16 protein-coding genes are annotated in these 25,218 nt (G+C 42.3%); 14 read left to right on the forward strand and 2 right to left on the reverse strand.

Features of this window, described 5'->3' with window-relative positions:
* The first annotated feature begins 9 nt into the window (after positions 1–9).
* Genes ABD930_RS14860 through ABD930_RS14890 form a run of 7 tightly spaced genes read left to right on the forward strand, consistent with a single transcriptional unit; the run spans position 10 to position 12,450 of the window.
* Positions 10–1,170 carry a FecR domain-containing protein gene (locus ABD930_RS14860; RefSeq protein ID WP_345232528.1) on the forward strand — a complete coding sequence of 387 codons (1,161 nt, stop codon included), beginning with the start codon at positions 10–12 and terminating at the stop codon, positions 1,168–1,170.
* Positions 1,171–1,190: 20 nt separating this feature from the next.
* Positions 1,191–4,565, forward strand: coding sequence for a SusC/RagA family TonB-linked outer membrane protein (locus ABD930_RS14865; protein ID WP_345232529.1), 3,375 nt, complete (start codon positions 1,191–1,193; stop codon positions 4,563–4,565).
* A 22-nt stretch (positions 4,566–4,587) separates the two neighbouring features.
* Positions 4,588–6,072, forward strand: a complete 1,485-nt coding sequence (locus ABD930_RS14870) for a RagB/SusD family nutrient uptake outer membrane protein (RefSeq protein WP_345232530.1) — start codon at positions 4,588–4,590, stop codon at positions 6,070–6,072.
* An 8-nt stretch (positions 6,073–6,080) separates the two neighbouring features.
* Positions 6,081–6,554, forward strand: coding sequence for a hypothetical protein (locus ABD930_RS14875; protein ID WP_345232531.1), 474 nt, complete (start codon positions 6,081–6,083; stop codon positions 6,552–6,554).
* 5 nt (positions 6,555–6,559) lie between these two features.
* Positions 6,560–9,391: a M16 family metallopeptidase gene (locus ABD930_RS14880; protein ID WP_345232532.1), complete on the forward strand. Its 2,832-nt coding sequence runs from the start codon at positions 6,560–6,562 to the stop codon at positions 9,389–9,391.
* Positions 9,392–9,424: 33 nt separating this feature from the next.
* On the forward strand, positions 9,425–10,924 hold the full coding sequence (locus tag ABD930_RS14885) for a hypothetical protein (protein WP_345232533.1): 1,500 nt from the start codon (positions 9,425–9,427) through the stop codon (positions 10,922–10,924).
* A gap of 56 nt (positions 10,925–10,980) precedes the next feature.
* Complete coding sequence (locus ABD930_RS14890) at positions 10,981–12,450, forward strand: calcineurin-like phosphoesterase C-terminal domain-containing protein (RefSeq protein ID WP_345232534.1); 1,470 nt, start codon at positions 10,981–10,983, stop codon at positions 12,448–12,450.
* Positions 12,451–12,498: 48 nt separating this feature from the next.
* Here ABD930_RS14890 and ABD930_RS14895 read toward each other — a convergent pair whose 3' ends face one another.
* On the reverse strand, positions 12,499–13,254 hold the full coding sequence (locus ABD930_RS14895; protein WP_345232535.1) for an SDR family oxidoreductase: 756 nt from the start codon (positions 13,252–13,254) through the stop codon (positions 12,499–12,501).
* 55 nt (positions 13,255–13,309) lie between these two features.
* Complete coding sequence (locus ABD930_RS14900; protein WP_345232536.1) at positions 13,310–13,693, reverse strand: helix-turn-helix domain-containing protein; 384 nt, start codon at positions 13,691–13,693, stop codon at positions 13,310–13,312.
* A gap of 191 nt (positions 13,694–13,884) precedes the next feature.
* On the opposite strand from ABD930_RS14900, the gene ABD930_RS14905 reads away from it, so the two are divergent.
* The 7 genes from ABD930_RS14905 (at position 13,885) to ABD930_RS14935 (ending at position 25,009) form a co-directional block, all read left to right on the forward strand.
* Positions 13,885–14,469, forward strand: coding sequence for an RNA polymerase sigma factor (locus ABD930_RS14905; protein WP_345232537.1), 585 nt, complete (start codon positions 13,885–13,887; stop codon positions 14,467–14,469).
* Between the two features lie 718 nt (positions 14,470–15,187).
* Complete coding sequence (locus ABD930_RS14910; protein ID WP_345232538.1) at positions 15,188–16,342, forward strand: FecR family protein; 1,155 nt, start codon at positions 15,188–15,190, stop codon at positions 16,340–16,342.
* Between the two features lie 233 nt (positions 16,343–16,575).
* Entirely contained in the window at positions 16,576–19,902 is a 3,327-nt protein-coding gene (locus ABD930_RS14915; protein WP_345232539.1) for a TonB-dependent receptor, read from the forward strand.
* Positions 19,903–19,913: 11 nt separating this feature from the next.
* On the forward strand, positions 19,914–21,554 hold the full coding sequence (locus ABD930_RS14920; RefSeq protein WP_345232540.1) for a RagB/SusD family nutrient uptake outer membrane protein: 1,641 nt from the start codon (positions 19,914–19,916) through the stop codon (positions 21,552–21,554).
* Between the two features lie 28 nt (positions 21,555–21,582).
* Positions 21,583–22,731, forward strand: coding sequence for a SusE domain-containing protein (locus ABD930_RS14925; protein WP_345232541.1), 1,149 nt, complete (start codon positions 21,583–21,585; stop codon positions 22,729–22,731).
* 85 nt (positions 22,732–22,816) lie between these two features.
* A complete protein-coding gene (locus ABD930_RS14930; protein WP_345232542.1) occupies positions 22,817–23,932 on the forward strand; it encodes a glycoside hydrolase family 76 protein in 1,116 nt (371 codons plus the stop codon).
* 246 nt (positions 23,933–24,178) lie between these two features.
* The gene (locus ABD930_RS14935; protein WP_345232543.1) at positions 24,179–25,009 is read left to right on the forward strand and encodes an alpha/beta hydrolase; all 831 of its coding nucleotides are present in this window, start codon (positions 24,179–24,181) and stop codon (positions 25,007–25,009) included.
* Positions 25,010–25,218: the final 209 nt, after the last annotated feature.

Consider the following 25,218-nt stretch of genomic DNA (forward strand, 5'->3'; position numbering starts at 1 on the left):
TAACCATATATGGATGAAAGAAATCCGTTTATTACGGCGGAATACCTTTTTTTATATCGCTTAAATAAATTATCGCCTCATGAAGCCGCGCAGATTGAAAAAGCGCTTCAGGCAGATCCAGAACTCGCACAATTGTTGCATGAGTTGGATGATAAGGTTCAAATAGAAAAGGAGCTATCGTTGTTGCAATCATTCGATGCCAATCAAGCATTTTCGAATGCTACGAAGTTAATAGCTCCTAAAACTCCTTTTTGGCAACGGCGTACATGGCTGATTGCAGCAAGTATCGTGTTGCTCTTGGTCAGTGGAGCCCTTTTTGTCCCTTTTTTGTTGCGCAGTTCTGATGAGCGGATCCTCATCGCACGTCAACAGGGTGTACATGAGCCTATACTCAAACTGGCTTCCGGAGAAGAAATCAAGCTAGATACGCTAACACAAATCCGCAAAAATGGAGTTATAGCGCAAAACAATGCCGGGACATTAATCATGGAAGACCATACCGGCATAGATGCGGGTGCATTGAATATACTCACTGTACCTTACCAACACACCTATCAGGTTGTCTTATCTGATGGTACGCGGGTACATTTAAATGCGGGGTCATCCTTGTCTTTTCCCACTGCGTTTACGCCTAATGAACGGCGGGTAAAACTATCTGGCGAAGCGTATTTTGAAGTCATGCCGCAGGCAAAGCGCCGTTTTATTGTTGAAGCCGATGAAGTTCAGGTAGAAGTATTGGGCACGACATTTAATATAGAGGCTTATCAGGATGATGCACAGATTCGTACGACCTTGATTACAGGAAAGGTTGCGGTATATGTACCGAATGAAGATAGTCGTATACTATCTCCTAATGAACAAAGTGTATTTGACCGGAAGGCTGGTAGAACCTTTGTGAATAAAATCGATAGTGAAAGTGCCATTGTTTGGCAAAACGGCTGGCTGGATTTCGATAATCATACATTGGAAAGCGTAATGCGGCGGATTGCCAGGCATTATAATCTAGCAATTGAATTTGAGGAAGCGCAGACCAGTAAAATATTGGTCAGTGGTAAAATGAAGATGTATTCCGATGCTAATGATGTGTTTAGAAAGTTTGAAAAGCTTGGCGATGTATCGTTTCAGGTACATGGAAAACAGGTATTAGTGAGAAGTAACCATTCGCTTTAAGAAAATAAGCAATACAATTTATGAGAACCGTGAGGTATTTTAATCAACTTAGAAAACGAAGATGGGGATTGTTCGCCCTGACATTGATGGCTTTATTACAAATTCATGCCAAAAGCTTTCCGCAGATCAACCAAGAAATAAAGGTAAGTATCATCGAAAACGGTGTGTCGCTCGAACAGGTCTTTGACCAATTGGAAAAGCTGAGTGGCTTTACATTCTTATATAAAAAGATGGATGTATCTGGAAAGACGGTTCAGCACTTGGAAGCCCGTGAGAAAACATTAAAGGAAGTATTGAACGAACTACTACTGCCGCTCAAATTAACCTATGAGGTGGATGATGAGGTTATTATTATTCGAAACAGAGAAGCAAGTTCGAAGGGAGCCGGTAAAGCCGCGCAGCAATTTCGGGAAGTAACTGGACGCGTCATCGATGAGGAAGGCCAGCCACTAGCGGGTACCACCATTTATTTGAAAGGACAAAAGCAGGTAGCGGTACGTACCGGCAACGATGGGAAATATGTCATCCAAATTCCTGAAACGGTCACGTCACCTATTCTGGTATTTTCCTATTTGGGTAAAGAAACGCGCGAAATAGAGGTAGGTACGAAGTTGGTTCTACTGGTGCAGTTAAAACCGGCAATTAATCAATTGGATGAAGCGGTTATCTTAAGTGGCTATGGTCTACAACAGAAAAGGTCGGACCTGGTAGGTAGTGCTTATCAGATTGGTGGTGAGCAATTTAAAAATCTGCCTGCTCAGCGTGTCGACAACCTGTTGGAGGGCTTGGTACCCGGCCTGCAAATTGATTACAACACAGATGCAGCAACAAGTACGCGTCCACGGTTTAATTTGCGGGTACGTGGAACCGCTTCCATGTCGGCCTCAAATGAGCCCTTGTGGATTGTAGATGGTATTCGGGTTTTTACGGGTGATCGTACCAATATGATCCCGGGTATGAGCACATCCATCAGTCCGCTTTCATACCTCAATCCGGACGATATTGAAAGTATTACTGTTTTGAAAGACGCTACCATGGCTTCTCTATATGGTGCAGATGGTGCCAATGGTGTTATTTTGATTACCACTAAAAAAGGACGGAAAGGTGATCCCAAATTGGGAGTTTCCGTGCGCTATGGCTTGGCAAAGATTAATGAGGGTACACGTTTTAAAGTGCTTGATGCCGATCAGTATCTAGCTTTGGCAAAAGAAGCCTATCTTAATGTGCCGGGGAATAACGATTTAACGTATTTTCCTTATCAGGATTTACCCAATAACCCATACAGCACAACGAGTACCCAATGGGATGATGTATATTACGGTACCGGCACGTATCTGCAGAACAATTTGAATGTTTCTGGCGGTACGGACAAGGTAGATTATTACATTTCGGGCGAATATTTCAAGAATCAATCCACCATTAAAGGCAATGATCAACAGCGGTTCTCGCTTCGGGCAAACCTGGACATGTCGTTGGCAAAAAAATTGAAGATGACGTTGACTATGGGGGCTTCTTATAATGTCAATCAATTATTTAATCCCGGTAATGACTATTATGAATTGCTGCCTATCATGTCTCCTTATAATACAGATGGTAGTTACCGGCTTTGGTACGATATCGTTGAAAAGACGCAAGATGAAGATGGAAATTTTGTGCCAAGTGTCCATTCGTATAAGTTCTTTAATTCGGTTGCAGAGCGTGATCAGAATGATGATATGCAACGTGCTTTTGCTTCCGTGAATAACCTAATTCTACAATACGATGTGCTCGAAGGTCTCAAGCTGACCAGTCAGGTAGGAGCTGATTTTCAAAGTCTGCATGGCGATGTTTATCATGCCCGAACCAACTGGTCGGGGATGGATATCTATACGGGAAATCCGCTTGGCGAGGCTGAACGGAGGCATGCCAACTTTCTCATTTGGTCGGCCATAGAACGCTTAAATTTTAATAGGCATTTTGGTAAGCACGCTGTTGGTGGTGTCGCGGGTATGGAAATCAGTTCACAGGATAATAAGAGCTTGGCAGCTTACGGCTCTGGTTTTGCAAACGACCACATCAAGGAAGTAAGTTATGCGGCTGTGCGTGATAATGCCACGAGTAGTTCTTCCAGGGTAAGGCGATCTTCTTTTTTCGCTCAAGCGAATTATAATTATGATAGCCGGTATTACTTGGCACTTAATTGGCGTAGCGATGGTAATTCTGATTTTGGCGCTGATACACGTTGGGGTAACTTTTGGTCGGCAGGGGCCTCATGGAACATGCATAACGAGCCTTTTTTCTCCAGCAACCTCATCAAGGTGTTTAAGTGGAAAGCTTCATTTGGTACAAATGGTAATTCCAGATTGGGCGATCTGCAATCCATGGGGGTATATACTTATGGAACATCCAGCAATTACTTAGGCACAAGCGGCACGGTGATGCAATCGGTATGGAACCGAAAATTGAGTTGGGAACGATCCTATATGGCAAACTTTGGTGTGCGCGTAAACCTGAACGATCGCTTCGATGCGGAGTTGGAGGTGTATAATAAAAAGACAGTAGACTTGTTGTCGGATCTAGACGTGTCGCGCACAACAGGAGATCAACGGGTGATGCGCAATGTGGGTAAGACCCAAAATCGGGGCATTGAATTCTCTTTTCAGTCTACCAATGTACGGCATGGAAAATTTCTGTGGACAACCGATGCCAATATCTCACACAACAGCAATAAACTGTTGGAGATTTACAATGGTATCTCCAAAACGCGCGATACCCAGATATGGATGGAAGGTGAAGATTTAAATACGTTTTATCTGGTAAAGTGGGCGGGCGTAGATCCGCGGGATGGGGCACCTCTTTGGTATGACGTGAATGGAAATCTGACCCGGACCTACGATTTGGCGAACCGGGTACCCTATAAATCTGCATCTCCTTTATTTACAGGGGGTCTAGCCAATACCTTTCAATACGGTAACTGGTCACTTAATGTATTGGCTGTTTATCGTATCGGAGGGTATTCATTCACTTCCTTCGGGCGGAATGTCTCATCAGATGGCTTGCATTTGATGGAGACAAACCAGTCGGTTAACCAATTGGATCGCTGGCAAAATCCCGGAGATCTGGCATCATCTCCCAAACCACTCTGGCAACAGAGTAATGCCAATTCAACGCGTAATTCAACAAGGTATTTGTATAACACAACCTATTTCAGGTTAAAGAATGTATCGGTGTCTTACCGGTTGAATCCGAAATTATTGAGACGTACTGGACTGGGCGATGCAAGCGTGAATTTATTGATCGACAATATTGGTCTTTGGACACCTTATGATCAGGCTGGTCAAAATTCATATAAACAAGCTATCAGTGGCTATCCGATGGAAACGACGGTGTCATTAGGTTTATCGGTAAAAATTTAGAAAGTAAAAGATGAAGAAATCGATGATAAAAGTAAAATTTTATGCTGTATTGCTGCTGTGTACTTTAACGAGCTGTAACAAGTTCTTGGAGGTAGAACCGGTAGGCCGTACTACCATTCCAGTTCTTTTTTCGGATATGGATGGCATACGGGCAGCTATGGCAGGGGCATATTCAACAACATATGCTTATTATTCCAGTCATTTTTATTTATACCCGGAAATTGCCAGTGATGAACTGTTATTGAACCTTTCCAGTGCAAGTGAAACCCAGCGTGATGTATATAATTTCAATGCATCAGCGGACGACGAAACCGGTATGGTCGGCAAAATCTGGGAAGAAATTTATGTGGCCTTATCTAACATTAATAATATCTTGTTTTACCTGCCCAACCTGGAGGTAAAATTTCCACAGTATAAACAGGAGTTGCAAACCTATCGTGCAGAAGCTTTATTCCTGCGCGCCTTATGCCACTTTGATTTATGTAGAGTATATGCTCAACCGTATAACTATACAGCTGATGCCAGCCATCTGGGAGTTCCCATTTTACAGCAAACACCCGGACCGGATGACAATGTAAGTAGAAAATCGGTCAAAGAGGTTTACGATTTCATCATCAACGATTTATTAGCGGCCAAGCAATTGTATACCGCAGGAGGAAACGATTTACATCAAGGAAGCAATAAGCGCTTTTACGTATCAAATGAAGCTGTTCAGGCTTTGTTATCGCGGGTTTATCTGTATAAAGGTGATTGGGACAACTGCATTCAATCTGCTTCGGCAGTCATCGCAGCCATTCCGCTGGCTAGGGGAGATGATTATACCCATATGTTCTTTACGCTGAACGATGCCGGGAAGGAAACGATATTTCGTCTAAATGGTCTGGATAAATCATCAGCACTTCTTGATTTCTACAATTTTAAAGGAGAGAGTGGTAAGCTCGTAAAACCCGCCGGCCAACCGACAGATACATTGCTCAAACTGTTTTTTGACCCAACTGATATTCGGTTCAGCATTTTGATGCAACGTTTGAATGATCAAGGTAGCGAAACCGATGGCAGTGCTTTTGTTACCCGGAAATTCGATGCCGATCAGACAGCTGTTGATGCCGATAGGCAACATTATAACCCCTTGGTTTTGCGGGTGTCTGAACTGTACCTCAATAGGGCTGAGGCTTATTGGAATAAAGGACAATTCGGCGAGGCTGTGGCCGATATCAAACAACTGGAAGCGCGGGCATTTAATACATCGGTCGATGATATTACAGTCACTTCGAACAAAGACCTATTGAACCATGTCATCGCGGCAGAACGGATGAAAGAACTTGCCTTTGAAGGCCACCGTTTCTTTGACATCACCCGACGAAAGGAAGATTTACAGCGGGATGCCACCACTACGTCTACGGTTCCGTTCATCAGCTATCCGAATGATCGTTTTGTGCTCCCCATCTCACAGAAAGAATTGGATGCCAACTTAAATATGATCGGAAATCCTACTGTCAATAATTAGAATAAGATATGATAAAGCAATATAACGTTTACCTGATCTGTGCAGTAGTTGTGACAACGATATTATCATCATGCGGTAAACAGGAGTTAAGACCTTATGATCAACCGTTTATTCATATCATGAATAATGAGGCCTCTTCGGCAACGGTCAATTACCAAGCACTTGACGTGAAGTCGTACAGCATCTATTTAAGTTCAGCCCCTTTGACTCAAAATCTGGAAGTGACCTATCAACTGACTATTGGAGATGGGCTAAAAGAGGGAGTTGATTTTGAGCGAATTACCAAGGGGAATTCATTGGTTTTTCTACCGGGTATTTATGACGTACCCATTCGTATCCGATGGTTGCCCAGTGAGCATTTTGATCCGGATAAGGATAATACCCTGACCATCGAACTGGTCAGCAATAACCTAGGTATTACGATGGGACTGCCCGGGCCGGATGGATTGCAAAAGAAATTTGTTATTACAAAAGTAAAATAGAAGTGGTGGTTAGAACGATTTATGTAACGTGTTTGTGGTTGGCATTACTGCTTTTTGCCCAAGTTTCGCTGGCACAAAGCCCTTATGACAAGCAGTTGATTAAAGGGAAACTGGAAAATGGCCTGACGTATTATATTTATCCCAACCATTTTCCAAAGGGAGAAGCGGTCTATCGCTTGTTTCTGAAGAGCGGATCCAATGTGGAAGCTGACAGTCAGCGTGGACTTGCCCATTTTTTAGAGCATATGGCCTTTAATGGCACTACACATTTTCCAAAGGATGGTATGGTGAAATTTTTGGAAAATAAAGGGGCCAAATTCGGTAAAGACCTCAATGCCCATACATCCTATAACGAAACCGTTTACAAACTGCAGCTCCCTTCGAAAGATTCGGCGATGGTATCCAAAACGATGACCATCTTGGCTGACTGGGCTCATGGGATGCGTTTAGATAGTGCCGAAATAGAAAAGGAGCGTGGAGTGGTCTTATCGGAATGGCTGGCCAGAAGAGGCCCCAGTGAAGAAGCCCAAGAGGCGTTTCTTTCGATATTATTGAACCATTCGCGTTTTGCAGAGCGGAAGACCATAGGTGATACCGCTATTATCCGTCATTTTAAACGCGAAGCCTTGCAAGCTTATTATCAACAGTGGTACCATCCATCACTGATGGCGGTGGCTGTTGTAGGCGATGTTGATCCGCAGTTGATCATCAAACTGCTGCATGAAAAATTTGACTATAAACCCACAATGAAGAAACCCGTAGTGCCTGATTATAGTATTTCGGATTATAAAGCACCTGGTTTTAAACGGGTATTTAACAGTCATGAACAAAAAATAGAACTCAGTTTGTTGCAGTTGGCTGATTCTCCTCCACCTGTTAAACGTAAAGACGACTATCGGAGCTATTTAACCAGAAGTTTGGTACAGATGCTGATTAAAAGACGTTTTTCTGATCTGGCATTTGCTCGTCCACCCTATGTACGTGCCAGTTTGCAGCGTTCCAGATTCTTAAATACGAAAGATGTCATCATGGCTACCGTGGAAATTAATCCAGAAAAGCCCGTGGCTTCCATACGCGTATTTGCAGAACAGCTGGAACAAATGCGTCGTTATGGCTTTACCCAGAACGAGATTGAAACCGTGAAAAAGAGTTATGCCTTGGCACTGCGGCAAAAAATGAAACCTGATCGGCTCATACCTTCGGCATCGATTATGGACGATATCTATGCCGATTTTTACCGCGATCAACCACTCATTTCGACAAAAGTCGAAAACAATTGGTTTCAATCGTGCAGTAGCGGTATCGATTCGTTGGCTTTGTTCCGTGCATTCAGGCAGGCGTATCAGTTGGATAATGCACAATATCTTTTGACAGGCTATCAGCAAGTAGCCGATTCAATGCCTGCTAACAACGAAATCAAGCAACTGTTTGATCGAGTGAAACAGGCACCTATTCAAGCTTATGAAAAGCATACGCAACATATCGATCGGCTTCTAGATGCAGCACCTCAATCGGGCAGTTTGACTGATACGGTTCAAATGACCCCATTACAAGCCATGCAGATGACTTTATCCAACGGCGCTACCGTTATTTTTCGGAAACCTTTGCAGAACGACGGAAAAGTTACCGTTTCCGGTTTCCGAAAAGGGGGGCTATATACCTTTAAAGAAAGTGATTATGTGAGTGGCTTGTTCGCTACCAACGTGATAGCATTGAGTGGTGCAGGAGGTTTTTCCAGGGAATCGTTGTCGCAATTCTTGACCGGGAATTCAGCTTCTGTACGGTTTTTAATTGATAAAACCCGGACAGGGATAGCCGGCAGTGCTGATTTAGCAGATATGAAAACCCTGTTCGAATTGATTTATTTGAAATGGACCGCACCTCAGGTTGATGATTCTGTCTTTTCGCTCATGAAGCAAAAGGCAGTTGAAAATGCCAGAAACACCAATCAAACACCGAGCAGTTTGTTCAGAAGAGATTTGAATGCATTGGTCAATGGTCGGAATTACACCACCCAACCCTTAACAGACACCTTACTTCAAAATCAGCTTCAATCAGATCGTATGCTTCCCATCTTTAGTCGGGCTTTTGGTACAGCAACCGGATTTACCTTTATTGTAACGGCCGATCCGGCAAATGAAACCGTAAAGAAACTGGTTTTGCAATATTTAGGCGGATTACCTTCGGGGCATTCGGATACTACATATCGCTATGTCCGTCCGAAATCTGAACCGGATTCACTGGTGCGCTACAATGGTGATTCGCCTAAAGCAACCGTATCCTTGATTTTCCAGCAAGATCAATTCTTGGGAAGTTACAACCCATTGAATATGAAACTGGAGATGTTAACAGCCGTGTTGCGTATGAAGTTGTTGAAAAAGCTACGTGAAGAAATGGGCATGGTGTATAGCGTTGGTGTATCCGGTAGTGCTACGCCCTATCCAACACCACTTACCCGCATTACCATCAGCTTCAATAGCAAGCCTACGGATGTAACAACTTTATTGAAAAGTATACAGCACATTTTAACGGAAATGGCTGCACAGCCAGCGACGTTTGAAAATGAGTTGGCCGATGTGAAAAAAAATCTGCTGAAAGAAATGGAAGCTGATAAACAACGGGATGCTTTCTGGACCGGATATATCCGTAACAGTATTTTTAACCATGATACCGATTGGAATTTTGTGAACAGGTACACGGAACTCGCAGAAGCTGTTTCGGCCGCTGACATGGCTCAAATGCTCACAGCGTATATGTTGGAAACAACGCCCTTTCATGCCATTTTATATCCACAGAAATCAGGTGAAGAGCAAGAAAATAATACAGAAAATAAATAGGATGAACCAAACAATTAATTAAGCAAAAAAAGTATGAAACAATTTGTATTTAAAAACTATTTGCTAATGGCTTTTATAGGCATATTAGCCACATCGTGCAGCAAGAGTAACGACGATGAAGTAACCAAAGCCGATCCGAAATTGCTCAGTTTTGGTTTTTATGAAGCCGACAATGAAGGTGTCATTGTTCAAGATTACGAAGTTTCTGCGGTTACAGGAACAGCGATTACCATTGCTTTGCCGAAAGAGATTGATCGGTCTGAATTGGTGGCGCAGTTTACTGCTTCTCCAAACACAACCGTAACAGTCAATGGCGAGATTCAACAATCCGGAAATAGCGTGCAGGATTTCAGTACACCGGTAGATTATATCGTAACCGAGGGGCAAACCAATGCGCGTTATACCGTCACCGTAGTGAACGCGGCCGATTACGTTTGGACAAAATTATCGACCTATTCTTCGGATGAAACGAACAACATCGTGATGAAAGTGAATCCGGTTGATGGTATACCCTATGTGTTATACAAGGGCAACCGGGAGGAAAGTGCCGACGAAAAGGCATTTATGGTCAAATTCGAAGACAATAGTTGGAGTTTTGTGGGCTCCGATCAGGGTGTTTCCGATGGTCAGGTAGGAAGCTATCTGGATATTGCTTTCGACAAAGATGGTAAAACCTACGCTGCATATTTGGATTATACAGCAGATATTTCACAAGCAGGAAGCGTAAAGCAGTTACAGAATAATGCTTGGTCTTTGGTTGGTAGTAAAGGGTTAACGGATGGAAAAGTATCGTACATAGAAGTGGGTATCAATCCGGTCGATCAACAACCGGTGGTATTCAATACCATCGAAGAGCGCAAGGGAATATTACCAAGAAGGGCGTTAGGTATTTCTTATCTTAACGGAAGTTCTTGGTCTAACAACAACGAGATTCCTGGCCGTCCAAGCAGTCTCAGTGCGTCTTGGAAAGCGAGCAAGACAGTAGGGAACGCGCTTTATTTCGGCGTGTTTAACTACGGTGGCACGCAAACCTATTCTATTTACAAATATCAAAATAATATCTGGGAAACCATTGCCGATATGGTGCTCGAACCAGGTGCAGAAAATTTAAGTTTCCGCGATTTCGATATGGATATTGATCATAACGGTAACATCTATGTAATCGCTGCGGACGACGCCGCTACCAATGGCACGTATAACCCTCGTGTGAAGAAATACGATGCAGAAACGAAAACATGGAGCCAGGTGGGTAACGTGCTTCCATTTGACTTGAACACTACCCGTTATCTATCTCTGGCTGTATCGCCAACGGGGGTTCCTTTTGTCTTGTATAGAAATGAGCAAATGTATCCGGAAGTGGTTTCACTGGATAGTGAAACAAAAGACTGGACGACACCCAAAGTGTTGGAAGCATCTCAACTGGGCGTGGCTGATGTGTATTTGGATTTTTCTCCTGATGGCGTTGGATATGCTGCATTTGTAAATGAGGCGGGAGCAGTTTCGTTGTATAAATACGATGTGCCTGCAAAATAATTAGTCAATTTAGGTAGTATAGAGGGGCTTTTTGAGCCCCTCTTTTCATAACAGAAATGGATAAAAGAATATTTATCTTATTAGGTTGGTTGAGTATACCTGGTTGCCTTTGGGCACAATCGGATATCCTCGTACACGGATCTGTTTTTTTGGATCGCAACCAAAACGGGCTGTATGATAAAGGAGAACGGGGCCTATCACATATCTTGATTTCTAATGGCGATACGGTCGTGCAAACCGATAAACGGGGTAATTATGCCATACCGGCAGCACCGGGTATGTCGGTATTCCCTATCATACCAACAGGATACACGTCCTTTAAAAAAGGAGAAAAAGTAAATAACACCGCTTTTTTCTATTTTCAGGAAGGTGAAATGCCTACAGCTACTGAACAAATCCTGTTTCCGTTGGTTCGGGAAAAGCAATCTCCATCATTTCGCATAGGAGCCATTGGCGATATTCAAGTGGGTGATACGGCTGAGATTGCCTATGCCAATAAAACGCTGTTTAAAGAATTGTTGGGCCGTCAGGATATGGCATTCCATATGGTGTTGGGAGACTTGCTGAACGATAATTTACAGCATATGTCTACCATGAAAAATATGTTGAACACGTTACCGGTCCATTCGTGGGCAGTGGCTGGAAACCATGATCGGAATGTAGAACAGGCCATTTATAAGGACGATATTTTTAACGAAAATTTTGGTGCATCTACCTACGCTTTTAACTATGGGAATATCCATTTTATTGTATTCAATAATGTATATGCAACCGGTAAACGTTCATACGAAGGGCGTTTAAACGAAGTGCAGCTGCGTTTTCTGGCGAATGACTTGAAATATGTACCCAAAGACCGGCAGGTGGTGATTTGCCAGCATATCCCCATGGTATTTACCAGAAATAAGGATGCGGTATTGGATATTTTGAAGGCGCACAGCAAGGTTTTGATTTTATCTGCCCATATGCATACCATCAGTCGGCATTTTTTAGACCATGGTCGCATACAGGAAATCGTGGTCGGAGCGCCTTCGGGAACTTGGTGGACGGGCGAAAAAGACTGGCAGGGCATTCCACATGCATTGATGCAGGATGGGAGTCCACGAAACTATTTCACGGTTGATTTTAATAAAAAAGGGTATACATTACAGTATAAGGGAATCGGATTGGATGCATCTGATCAAGCAAGTGTAACGATGAATGGCGATACGGTGATTAGTAACATCTACGCTGGAGGCGATAGCACCCGGGTGCGCATGAAAATAGACGGAGGAGATTGGTTGCAGATGGAAAAAGTACGGCGCATTGACCCCTATGTTTTACATATTATTGAACAGAATCGTTCCAAAACATATCCAACCACAGGTAGCCGCTTGATTCCTTTGAGAAAAAGATTTTCTCCGCATATATGGCAGCAACTATTGCCGATAAATACGCCATCAGGTATTCATCAGCTACATATAGAAGCCGAGGATCCATTTGGATATAAAATGGAGACACCTGCCGTAATTCGTTTTGTGAAACCATAAAAAGTGGTTCAGCATAATGAAATGTTTACACTGAACCATTGTGGTTTTTTACCGTGTAGTATAACCCCCATTGGCAAAAATGGTTTGCCCAGTGATCCACCAGCCATCGGTCACTAAAAATTCCACTAGAGGTGCTATATCCTCAATTTTGGTTAATCCACCTAAATCGGAAGCCGATTTATGGTAAGCTACTGCATCGTCACTTTCCTGTCCATAAAAGAAAGGAGTATCCATCGGGCCGGGTGCTACGGCAGTTACCGATATGCCACGCTGTCCAAATTCCTTTGAAGCAGCCCGGGTGAAATCTTCAACCGGTGCTTTGGCTCCTGCATAGGTAGAATAATAGCCCGTAAAGGCTGCCAATAGGGAAGTAACAATGGTACAGATTTTTCCGTTATCGTTTAATTGCTTTCCTGCTTCTTGAATGAAGAAATAAGCAATTTTGGAATTGATATCGAACATACTATCATATTCTGCTTCGGTCGTATCTACAAAAGGTTTTTTTAACACTTTACCTACCGTATTGATGGCAATATCAACGCCTCCGTAACGCGCTTTGGTTTCATCAAAGAAACGCTTGATTTCAGCTACTTGGGTCAGATCGGCTTGGAATAAAAATGCCTCTCCGCCATTGGCCTGAATGGCCGCTAGGGTTTTTTCGGCTGCTGCCTGGGTTTGCTCACTATTGTAATGAATGGCTAGCTTAGCACCTTTTGTTGCTAGGTCTATACTCAATAAACCGCCTAGGTTTTTCGCTCCGCCCGCAATAAGAACAACTTTGTCTTTCAGATCATTTCGTGCCATAATTTTTTTGTTTTGATTACTATGAGCACAAAGTTGTTTATTATCGATGTTGGTTCTATGGTGAACTTTTCTCTTTTTTGCTTTTCTCGAGGTACGCCTGCCGCCTAAATTGGCCTGGCGTTTGTTGGGTATATTTTTTGAAAAATTTGGAAAAGTTAGAAGGATCGTACGTTAACCGAAGTGCTATTTTAGCTACTGGCCAGTCAGAATCGCGCAAAAGTTGCTTCGATTTGTCTAAAATTTTTTGATCGTAGAAAAAACACGGATGCTGCCCATATTGCTTTTTCATCAGCTGGATTAACTGCTTATGGGGTACGGATAACCGATCAGCTATTTGGTTCAATTCAAACATCTGCATTGCTTTTCCGGTTAATAAATCATCCAAATGTTGGTCTAGTAAATCAAAATATGCGGCTGTTATTTGCTCTTCTCTTTGCATGTGTATGCTATTGTTTGATGGTAGTGGATAAATATAAATAATTTTTTCTAGAGGCATTTTTAATACTCATTTGAACCTATGGTTGCTGAGTTTTGTATATCATATGTTAAATTTATATAACGGCCAAGTTAAGCTATTGCAAATTCTCAAATTTATCCTTAACATTGCCTGCAAAGCGCTTAACCACATTTATGCCAACTGTTTATCAACAAGAACGGGATAGCGATTGCTTATTGCTAAAACAATTAAGCGATGGAAATCGTTTTGCGTTCGATGTGCTGTATAAGAAGTATTGGACGTTTGTTTTCAATAGTGCTTATAAACGACTGAACAATGTGAGCCTAGCCGAAGATGTAACCCAAGACGTCTTCACGCAGTTATGGCATCATGGGGGTAAACAAGGAATTAAAGACCTTCAAAGTTATTTATTTATCGCTACTAGAAATCGGGTAGTACGTTTATTAGAAAGGGAAAGTAAATACCGTTTGGTACCCGAGTTACTCGATCACCTCAAGGGCTTATCAGAGAGCGCAGATGCAGCTTTATTGTATCAAGAACTAAAATTGGCCTATGAGGCATTGATAGCAAACCTAACTTCACAACAGCAACTCATTTTCAGGATGCGGTATCTTGAAAATTTCTCCGCTATGCAAATAGCTGAAAAGTTAAACCTTTCACCTAAAACCGTACGCAACCAATTAGGAAAGATTAGTCATAAAATTCGCGCTGCGATGTTTATGATACCTATATTGTGGTTGTGTTTGTCTTGTTTTTAATAGTTTATTTCTGATAAACTATTAACATATGTTCAAAGGAACTTTTTATTAATCAACTTTGATTCGATTGCCCTTCGCGCAAAGGCTTTCCGTGCGGAACCGCACGGAGTTATCCGGTACTTTTTCCGCAAAAAAGTACCACAAAATGCCTGGCTGGCCTGTTCCGTTGCCATTCGTTGCCGGCATGCCCAGCCACAAAAGGAGCCACCCCATTACACTGGCCAACCCTTCGTTTCCTCTTTTGCTACTTAACTGCATGCTTCGCAAAACATGATGCTAGGGCATGCCGACTGCCGATGGCTGCCTCCACAGACCTAGGCCATTTTCGTACTTTGGAACGGATTGTGCATGGCTTGCAAAGATAGCATGCATGGTGCTAATAGCACAAACTCCATGGGCCTGTGCGGTAGCTGAACGGCCTCATGAGATAAGCGTTAAGAAAAATTGGTGATGGGATGGACAGGAAATGAAGTGAGGAAGTGAAGTGAAACGAACGGCTCCACTTCATTGCGGGTGGTGCCAATTTTTTAGCGAAGATCATGCAGCCTTGACTTTTTGTCACCTTTTGTGTCAAGACAAAAGGTGTTAAAATAAACCTTCTTTTATTTTTTTTTCTTCCTGAAAAACAGGTGATTAACTGTTTTATTAGAAGAAAATGAAAAAAGCCACGGGCTATTTCCCCTTTCACGTATCTTATCCTATAGCAAACCAATAATAAATGCAACTGAGTAAAGAAGAGTACAAACGTATCTTTAAGAAGTATCTAGCAGGCGAGGCGACTCCAGAAGAGATACTTTTTGTAGAACGTTATTATGCAGCATTTGATACGGAAGGGGAATATACCGAATCGATTAATGATGCGGAGCGTACGCGTCTAGAGGTGCGGATGAAGGAGCACCTTGACGATCAGCTTTTCTCCATACCGGAGATTCCTGTTAAATCTCGTCGCTTTAGTTGGTTAAAATACGCTGTTATTGTTAGCTTTTGTGTTGTGGGAATAGCGCTTTTTTACTTTTCCTACCGACCTGACGAATCTAAGCGAGCACAACTTACAGCCATAACACCTGTTGTAGAAAAACTTACCTTGAAGCTAGCCAGTGGCCAAACCATTAATTTGGAGTCGGCAACAGCCGGTCAGACCATTAGCGATATCGGTGGCGTAACCATCGCTCACCAGGAAGACAATGAATTGGTTTATCAGCTGAATGAAGAAGCCTTGGGTACAGATGATACGCAGCTATATAACGAATTGACTATACCTAAAGGAAAACAGTTTAAGCTCATTTTACCTGATGGTACAAAAGTATGGTTAAATACCGCTTCTACGCTGCGTTATCCCGTTCGCTTTGGAAACCATGAACGACGGGTCATATTGAATGGCGAAGCGTATTTTGATGTAGCGGCCGATAAGAACAAGCCGTTCTTCGTGCAATGTAAGGAGAGCGAAATCAGTGTGACCGGTACACAGTTTAATGTGTCTGCCTATGCTGATGAAGGTGAAGTAAAAACGACGTTGGTAGAAGGACGGGTGGCAGTGTCTTATCAAAATCAACGCATCCAACTACAGCCGGGTGATCAGGTGATCAGTAATCAAGAGAACCGTCCGATGGAGAAGATCAGAGCCGATTTAGATCTGGCAACAGCTTGGAAGGATGGTTTTTTTGTATTCGATCAGCCTTTGGAAGAAGTAACACACTTGTTGGCGCGTTGGTATGATCTGCAAATTGGAATAGAGGACGATTTGCCCCAAAAGCGCGTGGCAGGAAGGTTTTCTAAAAAGCGCGATTTTCGGGAAATCTTAAATTACTTGGGGCAGTTAGGTGGTTTTTCTTACGCTGTAAATGGAAAACATGTCCATATTAAATATAACTAACTAACACATCAATAAACTAAACAAATGCATATGAGTTGAAACGTACACCATGAAAAAACCGGAAATGCGCCAACATTCCCGGTTCCCCTAGTAAAGAAGCTTTACTAGGTAAATAGACAATTAAAACTAATTCATCACACCAGTTTTAAAATCTTTGTAAACAAATGTATAGAAAATGCAGGATATATTGCTATGGGCTGAAATTTAATGCCCTGTTTAAAATAGCGATGATTATGAAGCTAACCGTGTTCATATTACTTTTTACGGTTTTGCAAGCCAGCGCGAAGATTACTTACGCGCAGCGGATAACCGTCAATCTCCGGGGTGTAGGCCTGACGGAGGTATTTAAAACCATTATGAAACAAACCGGATACGAGTTTTTATACTCGCCGGATGATTTCAAAGCATATCAAAAATTAGACTTAGACGTCGCCAATAAGCCCTTTACCGAGGTGCTGGATATGGCCTTGCGCAACAAGCCATTCAAGTACAGTATCAAGGATAATGTGGTATTGATCGAGAAGCAAGCTGCAACGACACTCACACAACAACAAACCATTACCGGTTCAGTGGTGGATGAGCAGGGAGCACCCATTCCGGGTGTGTCGGTGCGCATAAAAGACGCCAATGTGGGAACGACAACAGATGCCAAGGGTAATTTTACCCTGAGTGTGCCAAACAGCCAAACGGTAGTGCTCTTTACCGCTATTGGCTACGTTTCAGAAGAAAAAGCAGTGGCAAATGAGTCGGTTTGGCGCATTATACTGCGCGATGATGTGGCTAACCTGGAAGAGGTGGTAGTAGTGGGTTATGGTACCACGACGCGTAAAAAGTTGGTGACTTCTGTCGATCAGGTACGGGCCAAGCAAATCGAAAATCGCCCAGTAGCCAACGTAACCCAAGCCTTGCAGGGTGCCGCACCCAGTTTGGCCATCCAACAGCGGAGTATGGATCCGAATAACAATGAGATGAATCTGAATGTTCGGGGTCTTTCTACTATTGGCGACAATACACCGTTAGTCGTAATCGATGGTTTGATTGTAGAAGCCGGTAGCTTGAATAAATTGAACCCGGCCGATATTGAATCGATTTCTGTTTTAAAAGATGCTGGTTCCGCAGCCATTTACGGATCTCGTGCAGCTAACGGCGTCATTTTAGTTACTACCAAGAAAGGAAGCAAAAATCAGCCACTCACTGTGAATTTAGGAATGCAATTTGGTGCCCAAGATGCCGATGTACTGTTTAGACCAGTAACGGGTTACCAAAATGCCACTTTAAAAAACGTAGCATTAACCAATGTAGGGCAAGCACCGCAGTATACACCAGCGCAAATTCGTGATTTGTATGAACACCAAAATGAAGAGTCTTGGTATTTTGATCAGATATTGAAGACAGCTCCGCAGCAGAATTACAGTTTGAGCGTAGCAGGTGGAAGTGAAACCACTACCTATTTATTTTCAGGAGGTTATTTTAACCAGCGAAGTAATTTTGTGGGTGATGGTTTTGGTATAGACCGGTTTAATCTCCGTTCTAACATTACTACCGAATATAAGCGTTTTAAATTAACTTCTATTGTGGCTTATTCACGCAATAATGGAAGAGCTAGCACCGCTAGTAATGCCATCATCAATTCCACTCGTATTCCTACGTATTATTACTATAAAATGCAGGCCGCAAATGGCAGATACCTAATTAACGATGCTTTGACCGATCAGAACCCACTGGCAGAATTAAATGAAGGAGGGTATCAAAACTCTGATAACGACTATATTAATATCAACTTGGGTCTGGATTATAAAATCATGGATGGCCTCAAATTACGGGGGGTTTTCGGTGCGGATTTGCGTTCAGACCATCGCTTCATACGCCGCATACAGGTACCATTATATGCCTCACCAGAAGCAGAGTCACCTCAAGTATTTGTTAATTCAACCCGTAATACAGAAGATTTCAACGAGAAAGCTTCATTATTGAACTACCAATTATTGTTAGATTATAACAAAACGTTCGGAAAGCATGACGTGTCTGGTGTGTTAGGTGCTTCGAATGAATCTTGGACCAGTCATCGAAACGAGGTGAAGATGAAGTTTACCGATCCAGTTTTGGGAACGCCAATTTCAGAAACAGAAATTACAACAAGCGATAGTTATACCACGCCATCAGGAACAACGGAACGAAGCATCAACTCTGTTTTTGGTCGAGGTAATTATACCTACGATAATAAGTACATGGCCGAATTTAGCTTCCGTTATGATGGTTCGTCGAGGTTTCCAAAAGAACATCGATGGGGATTCTTTCCATCAGGCTCTTTAGGTTGGCGTGCGTCTGAAGAAAGTTTTATGGAAGGATATCGCGATAAAGTCGGCGATCTAAAAGTGCGGGCATCATATGGCGTCTTAGGAAATCAGAATATTGATGACTATCTCTATTTTACGACATATACATCTTATCCAAATACCTATGGCTTTAATAATGGAAGTGTGTCGGGTGCTGGATTTACTATTGGTAGCCCTAATTTACAATGGGAGGTAGTACACACGGCTAATATTGGTATTGATGCAAGCTTCTTAGATGGGGCGCTTAATGCATCCTTTGATTATTTTCAGAGTAAAACAACGGAAATTTTGATGGATCCGGTGGTGCCAACAGTATATGGTACAAAACCAGGGAAAATCAACGCCGGATCAATGAAGAACCAAGGTTGGGAGTTAACCATAAACTATCATCTGAAAACTGGTGCGTTCGATCATACTTTCGGCGCCAATATGGGCGATACCCGTAACAAAATGACCTTTGTGGAAGGGGGCGAAAGCATTTATACTGCCGATCGCATGAGTCGGATTCTTCGCGTAGGATTGCCGTACCAAGCATATTATGGTTACAAAACTGCAGGTTATTTCCAGAGCATGGAAGAAATTGAAACGTCAGCCTTACCTGTGGGAATTAATGCATCTGACTTGCGTCCGGGAGATGTGAAGTATGTGGATCGCAACAATGACGGTGTCATTGATTCGAAAGATCGTTTTGTATTGGGGAATGCATTTCCACGTTATACCTTCGGATTTACGTATGATGTACGGTATAAGGGATTTGATTTAAGTATGCTCTGGCAAGGAGTGGGCGAACGCGATATGCTCGTACGTGGAGAAATTGTAGAACCTTTCCATGAAAACTATTCGTACGTAATTTACCAACATCAGTTGGATTACTGGACACCGACCAATACCGATGCCCGCTGGCCTCGGCTCACCGCAATCGGCTCAACCTCGCAAACGAATAATTACCAGATGGGATCCGATTTATTCAAATTCAGTGGGAGTTACATTCGGTTAAAGAACATCCAATTAGGCTATACCATACCGACGGTCTTGAGCCAAAAGTTGGGTCTAAAGAACATTCGGGCATTTGTCAATGCACAAAACCTGCTTACCTTCTCTAAAAACTCTTGGATCGATCCGGAATCGTCGGAACTCGATGCCAATATGAGCGGTAGTGCGAATAGTGCACGGAACTACCCTACCTTGAAGTATTACGGTTTTGGAATTGATGTATCATTTTAACGATCAAACAAATGAAGAAGATAGTAAAATATATATATCTGGTGGGGCTTTCCGTAGTGTTTTCTATGGCAACAAGCTGTAATAAGATGTATACACCTCCTACAGATAGGTATACAGAAGCAAACTTTTGGGAATCTTTTGACAATGCTGAACAGATGGTGAACATGGCCTACAATCAAATGTATTCGGCAGACAAAATGTGGAATGATGAAGCGTTGAGCGATAATGTTTTCGAAGGCCGTTCCAATACCGACCAACGGAGTATCCGGAATGGTACAGCCGATCCATCGCTTGGTTTGTTTGCCAGCGAGTGGGAAACGGCATATGGAGGTATTAAAACATGCAACGTATTTTTGGCTAACATCGATCAGGTTCCAAATGTGGACCCTTCGCTAAAAGCTCAACGGATAGCTGAAGTTCGTTTTGTGCGGGCTTTCCTTTATTTCCGTTTGGCGAATTATTATGGGGCGGTACCTTTCTTCACACAAGACATTACCTTGGAAGAAGCGAAAACCATTTCACGCACGCCAAAAGCAACTGTGCTGGAATTTATACATAGCGAATTAGACGCGATTATAGATGCTTTACCCAGCCGGGATGGTTTAGTTGCCGATGATAACGGCCGTATTACGAAAGGGGCGGCAGTGGCTTTTCAGGCCAGAGCTTACCTTTATGAAAGTAATTGGCAAAAGGTAGTGGATTATACCGGTCGGCTGATTAATGATCAAGCTACCTATGGAAGCTATGGTTTATATCTAAATTACGCCGACTTGTTCACGGCTGCACATGAATATAACGAAGAGGTGATTTTGGACTATGCTTATGTGCCATCACTCAAAATGTGGGGCAAGCTGTATGATGCGGCACCGCTTTCTGCCGGTGCTCGGTTAAATGCCTATGCGCCTGTGCAAGAACTGGTGGATAGTTACCTGATGTTAAATGGAAAGACCATTGACGAAGATCCCGATTACAACGAGGATAATCCGTACGTGAATCGCGATCCCCGTATGGCGGCTACCATTGTATTCCATGGAGGAAAATGGACACATTTTGATGGCCATGAAGCAACGATTTACATCAAACCCGGCACCGGAGGCACAGACACAGAGAAAGCCGATGTATATGCAGGAGCAAGCAGTAACCAAACATCTACCGGATATTATATCAAAAAATACTATGATATCACGGCTACCTTAACTTTTGATGCCGGTTTAAACATCATCATGTTCCGCTACGCCGATGTGTTGCTCATGTATGCAGAAGCGAAGTTTGAATTGGGTGAAATGGATGCCTCCGTTTGGAGTCAGACCATTCGGGCGATTCGTGAGCGAGCAGGTTTTAAGACCGATGCCGCATTGGAATACCCAACTTCTTTATCAACAGAAGCTATGCGCGAAACTATTCGGAATGAGCGTCGTAGCGAACTGGCTTTAGAAGGGCTGCGTTACTACGATATCGTTCGTTGGAAAGCCGGTACACAATACTTGAATGGATATGTCCATGGTGCCAAATTCGCAAATAGTAACAGCAGCTATATTCAGCTTGATAACCGGAGGTTCGATGAGAGCCGGGATTACTTGTGGTCTGTTCCGCGTGCTGAGCTAGATAAAAACGGAAATTTAGCGCCAAACAATCCAGGCTATGCAAATTAATGGAGAATTATTTTTAATTGAAAATAAAATGAAGACAACAATAAACTATATAGGGCTTTTCTTTTTAGCAATTATCAGTCTACATGCCTGTAAAACGGATGATATGAATTATGAGGATGCCAAAGTAACAGCAGTTAAAACCTTGTATGAACCTGCTGATAACAAGGCGATTAAATTAGTAAGTTCTGCGTCGGCATCGCTTTATTTTGAATGGGAAGCCGTAAAGGTGGAAGATAGTGGCGCAGCTTTATATGAGGTGCTTTTTGACAAGGTAGGAGGCGATTTTTCTAAGCCTCTTTATACGGTGGTTTCGGATAACAATGGATTTTCTAATGGGGCTACCATCACGCATAAAGTGTTAAATAAAATAGCTGCTTTGGCTGGAATAGAACCTGGCAGTACAGGTGATTTGATTTGGACAGTGGGTGCTTCAAGAGGTGTCAACCGTGTATTGGCGGAGGAGTCGAGAACCTTAACGATTACGAGTCTAAATGGCTTTACTGATATTCCAGATGAGGTGTTTATTACTGGCGAAGGTTCTGAAACAGGAACGGACTTAGCTACTTCATTGCCATTTAAATTAACGGCTTCGGGTGAGTTTGAGATTTATACTAAATTGGAAGGTGGAAAAACGTATCATTTTGTAGATCGTACCAGCGGAACACCACGTATATTCTATTCACCAAATGGAACAACATTAAGGGAGTCGACGGGTAATGATGAAATCACTGTAGATAAAACTGGAATTTACCGGATATCGCTCGATTTTAACGTTTCTACGATCAGTTATATGGAAGTGAAAAGCGTCGGCTTGTGGTTCTGTCCTTCCAATGAAGTCATCTGGAATTTAGATTACCATGGAAAAGGTGTATGGACCGGTACCGGAAAGATTACTTTTAAACAGGAAAGCTGGGGGAAAGATCAACGCTATAAATTTCAGATCGAAACGGTAAGTAACGGTACAGCAGAAACAAAGCAAATTGGTACCTTAAATACTACCGATAGTGCTCCAACGGATGGTTCTGACCCTTCTTACTATTATGTTCGCGTATTGCCTAATGTAACGCAATGGGATGATAAATGGAAGTTTATGGATAAGTTTGACGGAAAATCAACTACCATCTCCTTATTAATGAAAGGGGATGCTGCGTACACACATACTATTACCGCAAATTAATTGATTCAATGATGCTTTAAGTGTGTATCTGGCGTGGTATCCTTATCGTCAGATACGCACTTATCAAGAGATAAAAACATAGCGCATGAAGAAGCTTTTAATATTATTTATTGCCAGCACGGTTTTCTGTGCTTGTAATAAAATTGATGATGAATACACCTATGGCGAAGATCCAGTGATCGACTGGAACGATGCGGCCAATAAAAGTACAGATGCCCTGATCAATCAGTTCTGGAATGCCGATGGCTATTTTAACTATGGTAGCAATGGTACTGATGTAGGGTTCCAATATTGGCCTAATGCACATGCTATGGATGTGCTGATTGATGCTTACGTTCGTACTAAGGATGATAAGTATAAAGATTATTTTAGCAAATGGTATGAAGGTGTTAAAGTGAAAAACGGCAATACGTACTACAATGTTTTTTACGATGATATGGAGTGGAATGCCCTTACTATGTTGCGCTTATATCAAGTAACGAACGATGATAAATACCTCAATACCGTTAAAGAGCTATGGACGGATATTTCAGGGGGATGGAATACGGATTATGCCGAAGGTGGTGTGGCTTGGAAAAAAGATATGTTGTATAGCAAAAATGCCTGTTCGAACGGCCCGGCTAGTATTTTAGCTGCTCGTTTATATAACCTTACAAAGGACGAAAGTTATAAAACATGGTCAGAAAAAATATATGAATGGCAAAAAAACACGCTTTTTGAACGTGCTACAGGAGCGGTATACGACAATATCAATGGAGAAACGAACATGGTTAGTACTGTAGCTTTGACCTATAACCAAGGAACATTTTTGGGTACAGCCGTTGAGTTATATCGTATTACTGGCGATAAAGCCTACCTGAACGATGCACAGAAGATAGCGAACTATACGTTAACTAAATGTATTGATCAGAGCAATAATATCCTGCGAAACGAGGGCACGGGCGATAACGCTTTGTTCAAAGGTATTTTTATGCGCTACTTTTTAATGTTGTTGCAAGAGCAGGATTTAAACAGTGCGTATCGGACGAAGTTTGAGATTTTCTTTAAGAACAATGCGATTAGTATATGGACGAAGGGGTGTTATCCGCAAACCTTACTATTTGGTCCTGCGTGGAATGAACCACCTGTTGGTGAGGCACAATTGACCGCTCAAGCTAGCGCTTGTATGGCGATTGAGGCAATGGCGTCTTTTGCTGAATGATCCTAAATAACCTTAATTCTTATGCTATTGGAAGGGCTATCATCTTAAAGATATAGCCCTTTTTCACTTTTGGAATATTGTTAACAACTTTAAAAGTCAGCTTTTCCCAACTTTTTGACTAAAATTTATCACGTCATGTCGTGAATAATCTATTTTTGTGTAAATAATAAATCCGGCCGAAGGGGAACTCAATGGAATTAATTTTTATTGAATCGGTTGGCGGCCTGCATTTAAACCCATTAACAAATGAATGATATAATAACGGCATTGGCGATGCTTTTTTTCTTGTTAGCAAACGCACAGGCAAAGGAAAATGATAGTCTATGGATTGTTGGAAAAAGGTATAAAGTTGCTTCCCAGGTGTTACAGGAAGAGCGTGCCGTTTGGGTTCATTTACCAAAAGCGTATGATGATAGCCTTAATAGCAAGGAACGTTATCCTGTAATTTATGTATTGGATGCCGATTTGAATTTTTTAACGGTCACCGGTGTACAGACCGCATTGTATCGTGGTGGTCGAAGTCGAAAGCAGGATGCCATCATTGTAGGGGTTGAGAATACTGATCGTACGCGAGATTTGACACCTACTCCAGCGATGAGTACACGAGGACAAGCTACTTTAGCAAACAGTGGTGGTGGTGAACGCTTCGTTGCCTTTCTGGAAAAAGAACTGTTACCCATGATCGACCATCAGTTTCGTACCGCTGAGCGGCGGATATTGATAGGACATTCTTTTGGAGGATTAACCACTATAAACATATTTCTTAAGCATACACCACTATTTTCTGACTACCTCGTTATCGATCCCAGCCTGTGGTGGGATAATTTCAAGTTGTTAAAAGAAGCGAAAGACTTGATTAATCAGCCTAAATATGCAAACGTAACTATTTTTATTGCTAGTGCAGGAAAAAGCAATGATGAGGACGTGGAAAGAAAAGGAGTTCTTCCGTTACCAAAGTTGCTTGATAAGCTTCATCCTTCAGGATTGCATTGGCAATATAGACGCTTTGAAGAGGAGGACCACGGAAGCGTAGTCTTACCTTCTTTGTTTTATGGGCTAAGATTTCTCTACCAATAAAATTTGTTGTACCACAACCTTGCATGTGCTAATCAATCGGTTTTTCCCTCGTTTATAAAATTACGCAACCGTTTGCTTTGAGCAAGCCCTTGGATATGTGCTGCTAATGTTTGTAATATTGCCATTACAATAACAATGTTCTAATTCCAGTTATAAATACATTAAGCTGTAGGCAAATTTAATTTAGGCCGCAACCCGGTCAATTTTTA

The organism is Olivibacter ginsenosidimutans, assembly GCF_039542865.1.
GTDB lineage: Bacteria > Bacteroidota > Bacteroidia > Sphingobacteriales > Sphingobacteriaceae > Olivibacter > Olivibacter ginsenosidimutans.

What these genes read in the sequence shown, in the direction of transcription:
- ABD930_RS14860 (WP_345232528.1), top strand. Translation starts at nt 10, where the DNA reads ATGGATGAAAGAAATCCGTTTATTACGGCGGAATACCTTTTTTTATAT.
- ABD930_RS14865 (WP_345232529.1), top strand. Translation starts at nt 1,191, where the DNA reads ATGAGAACCGTGAGGTATTTTAATCAACTTAGAAAACGAAGATGGGGA.
- ABD930_RS14870 (WP_345232530.1), top strand. Translation starts at nt 4,588, where the DNA reads ATGATAAAAGTAAAATTTTATGCTGTATTGCTGCTGTGTACTTTAACG.
- ABD930_RS14875 (WP_345232531.1), top strand. Translation starts at nt 6,081, where the DNA reads ATGATAAAGCAATATAACGTTTACCTGATCTGTGCAGTAGTTGTGACA.
- ABD930_RS14885 (WP_345232533.1), top strand. Translation starts at nt 9,425, where the DNA reads ATGAAACAATTTGTATTTAAAAACTATTTGCTAATGGCTTTTATAGGC.
- ABD930_RS14890 (WP_345232534.1), top strand. Translation starts at nt 10,981, where the DNA reads ATGGATAAAAGAATATTTATCTTATTAGGTTGGTTGAGTATACCTGGT.
- ABD930_RS14895 (WP_345232535.1), bottom strand. Translation starts at nt 13,254, where the DNA reads ATGGCACGAAATGATCTGAAAGACAAAGTTGTTCTTATTGCGGGCGGA.
- ABD930_RS14900 (WP_345232536.1), bottom strand. Translation starts at nt 13,693, where the DNA reads ATGCAAAGAGAAGAGCAAATAACAGCCGCATATTTTGATTTACTAGAC.
- ABD930_RS14905 (WP_345232537.1), top strand. Translation starts at nt 13,885, where the DNA reads ATGCCAACTGTTTATCAACAAGAACGGGATAGCGATTGCTTATTGCTA.
- ABD930_RS14910 (WP_345232538.1), top strand. Translation starts at nt 15,188, where the DNA reads ATGCAACTGAGTAAAGAAGAGTACAAACGTATCTTTAAGAAGTATCTA.
- ABD930_RS14915 (WP_345232539.1), top strand. Translation starts at nt 16,576, where the DNA reads ATGAAGCTAACCGTGTTCATATTACTTTTTACGGTTTTGCAAGCCAGC.
- ABD930_RS14920 (WP_345232540.1), top strand. Translation starts at nt 19,914, where the DNA reads ATGAAGAAGATAGTAAAATATATATATCTGGTGGGGCTTTCCGTAGTG.
- ABD930_RS14925 (WP_345232541.1), top strand. Translation starts at nt 21,583, where the DNA reads ATGAAGACAACAATAAACTATATAGGGCTTTTCTTTTTAGCAATTATC.
- ABD930_RS14930 (WP_345232542.1), top strand. Translation starts at nt 22,817, where the DNA reads ATGAAGAAGCTTTTAATATTATTTATTGCCAGCACGGTTTTCTGTGCT.
- ABD930_RS14935 (WP_345232543.1), top strand. Translation starts at nt 24,179, where the DNA reads ATGAATGATATAATAACGGCATTGGCGATGCTTTTTTTCTTGTTAGCA.